The sequence below is a fragment of the Komagataeibacter sp. FXV3 genome (genome assembly GCF_015155755.1).
In the GTDB taxonomy this organism is placed as follows: Bacteria; Pseudomonadota; Alphaproteobacteria; order Acetobacterales; family Acetobacteraceae; genus Komagataeibacter.
On sequence record NZ_VWPI01000033.1, the window covers coordinates 1 to 2,780 of the forward strand.

The following is a 2,780-nucleotide window of genomic DNA, read 5'->3' on the forward strand; positions in this document are numbered from 1 at the left end:
ACATGCGGCGGCGGTGGTGGTGGATAACGCCGCCGCATGTAGTGCCGGTGATAATGCGGTCCCCATGCCGGTCCCCATGGCTGTGCCGACGCCACGGCAGGCAGGGTTACGGCCGCCACCACGGCCACGATGGATGTCCCATGCCGCAGCGCGCCGCGCAGGACGGACAGGACGGGAGTAAGATCCGGGTGCTTCATATCGGCATGGAACGCGGGCAGTGGGGCATCAGTTTGGAGAGATCTGGGCATGACATGACAGTTTAATGGCCGCGCGGCACAATCGTCCATCCTGCCACCTGCCCGCCGGGTGGCAGGCGGCACAGGCCGGTATGCCCGTTATCATTCACCCGCCATGTCCCGCCCCGGTGCGCGCAGTCGGCGGGCGGGGGCATGCGCCGGGCCATGAGCGCGTCATCACACGCCCCCAGGCCCAGCAGCGCCGCCATGACCATGGGGCGCAGGGCCATGGCCCCGGTCATGCACGCACGCCGCATGTCATGGCGCGGTGGTGGCGTGATCCCGGCGGAACAGCGCCCATTCCTCCATCACCGTGCCATCGGGCAGGTGGCACCAGCCGGTCACGCCCTGTGCCGAGGGGCGCATTTCCAGCGTCCCGCCGCGCTGCTGGCAATAGACCGAGGCCGGATTGGCCATGCCGATGCGCGATGCATGCGCCGGGGCATGGTGGCCCGACGCGCACGCACCCAGCAGCGTAATACCGCCAAGAACCACGCCGCGCGCCACATGCCGCATGAAAAGAGAGGGATATGTCATGAAACCTGCCTGCCTTGCCTACGGTGTTGCATGGGTAACTGCCGCCATCAGGTATCAGCAAACGCGCGCCGGGGCCAGCACGGGCATGCTCGGCGCGGGTCAGGGCGCGGGCGGCGGGGGCAGGGCGTGCCCATGGCCCAGCGCGCGCAGCATGATGCACAGGTTTGGATGATCCATCACCGCGCTGTATGTGACGCGCGGGCGGCCCGTGGTGTCGTACCACATCAGCCAGTACATCGTGCCCGCAGCCCCGGTCACGTATTCCAGCCACAGCGTATCCCCCGTGTCATGCCGCGTCACCAGCGGCGCGGGCAGCACGCTGCCCCGCGCATGGCCCGCGCCATGGGGGTAACCCTGCCGGGTGTCGGTGCGGTAACGGTCATTGGCGCAGGTGAAGGGCGTATCCACCCACCCACGCTAACATGGCCGCCACGGGGAAACCATTGCCCTCGGGACAGCCTGAAAAACATAAGGAAGCTTTTTTGGGGGCTGCCTTTTTTCAAACAGCTTCACCAAAAACTTCCTCATGATCCGTACGATGTCACTTTGCCCAGTGCTGCAGCAATCACCGGCCAGTGGCCATTGCGCGCCGCAGCAGCGACATAGCCATCGGGCCGCACCAGCCAGATACCGTTTTCATCCGGTGGCGGGCATATATCGGGGGCCAGCAACGATGCATGATCCGCGATCATGGCCCGCGCTGCGGCACAGTCCCGGGCCGCAAGGACAAAGCGGGGGCCGCCGCCATCACACTGTCCTGAAACCAGTCTCTGCCCCGGTGCGGGGCCACGCAGCCCATGGGCCGAACCCGTGTTGAGCGGGCTGTCAGGATAGCCGACCCTGATCCCGGACATCCTGTCGGCCATGGCGCGCCGGATGGCCGGGATGCCGAAACCCAGCCGTACGATAAGGTTGCGTGCCCGCTGCGCCAGATGATTTTCCAGCAGGACAATCCGGGTCATGCGGCCGGAATCCGACAGTATCTGCCGCGCAACGCCGCTGCGTTCGGCGCCGTAGCTATCCAGCAGGGACGGCCCGGCATCCCCCCGCACGACAAGCGCCAGCTTCCACGCCAGATTGAAGGCATCCTGCATGCCCGTATTCATGCCCTGGCCCCCGGCGGGACTATGCACATGCGCCGCATCCCCGGCCAGAAACACATGGCCCCTGCGGTAATCCCGCACCATGCGTTCATTGACCCCGAAATCCGACAGCCACGCCGGGTCGGACAGGGTGATCCCGCCCGGTCCGCGCCGGTCGACAATCCGCTGCATTTCCCCCAGATCCGGCATGTGCAGGGGGGCCGCACCAAGATCGGCAATGATACGATGGCGGTCGCGCGATATCGGAAAGAACATGACAGCCCCATCGGGGTGCCAGAAAATCGCCGGTTCATCAGGCGGGATGGCCAGGCCCGCCACACGCACATCGGCAATGACAAAACCCGTGGGCAGCGTATCCCCCGCAAAAACCTGACCCAGCGTGCGGCGGACAAAGGAATGCGCGCCATCGCAACCGACCAGCCACGCCGCATCAAGTATTTCCGTCCTGCCCCCGGCATGGGTCAGGGTGCAGGAAACGCCATCCGGCCCGTCCACGAAATCCGTCAGTTCGACCCCCCGTTCGACCATGCCGCCAAAAGTGCCCAGATGCGCTTCCAGCAGCCGCTCGGTTTCCGATTGCGGGATCATCAGCAGGTAATTGAAGGGGGAGGCGATCGTCCCGAACGCTATCCGGGCCAGCGTCCCGCGGCCTGCATGGATACTGACGGCCTGCGCATGCAGCCCGGTGGCCACGAACGCCCCAGCACAGCCCGCCGCGTCAAGCAGTTCAAGCGTCCGGGGCCAGATGGCCGTAATCGGCCGCTTGAGGCCGCCTTATGACTGAGGATTGTGACTGGTAACTTACCGTCGTTAACGACGTCGTTATTGACGTCGTTCGGGAGGTAAATATGGCTCAGGAAATCCTGATTGGCGTTGAACGCCGTCGCCGCTGGCCGGACGAACG

5 protein-coding genes are annotated in these 2,780 nt (G+C 65.5%); all 5 read right to left on the bottom strand.

What is annotated here, in order from left to right; genetic code table 11:
* The coding region (locus F1542_RS03210) for a hypothetical protein (protein WP_193731783.1) at positions 1 to 248 on the bottom strand (248 nt) is incomplete at its 3' end.
* An 11-nt stretch (positions 249 to 259) separates the two neighbouring features.
* Complete coding sequence (locus tag F1542_RS03215) at positions 260 to 478, bottom strand: hypothetical protein (RefSeq protein WP_193731784.1); 219 nt, start codon at positions 476 to 478, stop codon at positions 260 to 262.
* 16 nt (positions 479 to 494) lie between these two features.
* The gene (locus F1542_RS03220) at positions 495 to 773 is read right to left on the bottom strand and encodes a DUF333 domain-containing protein (protein ID WP_193731785.1); all 279 of its coding nucleotides are present in this window, start codon (positions 771 to 773) and stop codon (positions 495 to 497) included.
* A 99-nt stretch (positions 774 to 872) separates the two neighbouring features.
* Positions 873 to 1,181 (bottom strand): hypothetical protein, encoded by a 309-nt coding sequence (locus F1542_RS03225; protein ID WP_193731786.1) that lies wholly within the window; start codon positions 1,179 to 1,181, stop codon positions 873 to 875.
* 116 nt (positions 1,182 to 1,297) lie between these two features.
* Positions 1,298 to 2,569 (bottom strand): FAD-dependent monooxygenase, encoded by a 1,272-nt coding sequence (locus tag F1542_RS03230; RefSeq protein WP_408886222.1) that lies wholly within the window; start codon positions 2,567 to 2,569, stop codon positions 1,298 to 1,300.
* Positions 2,570 to 2,780: the final 211 nt, after the last annotated feature.

Bases quoted from the DNA above. Each gene is read 5' to 3' on its own strand.
- F1542_RS03220 (WP_193731785.1), bottom strand. From the start codon at position 773: ATGACATATCCCTCTCTTTTCATGCGGCATGTGGCGCGCGGCGTGGTT.
- F1542_RS03215 (WP_193731784.1), bottom strand. From the start codon at position 478: ATGACCGGGGCCATGGCCCTGCGCCCCATGGTCATGGCGGCGCTGCTG.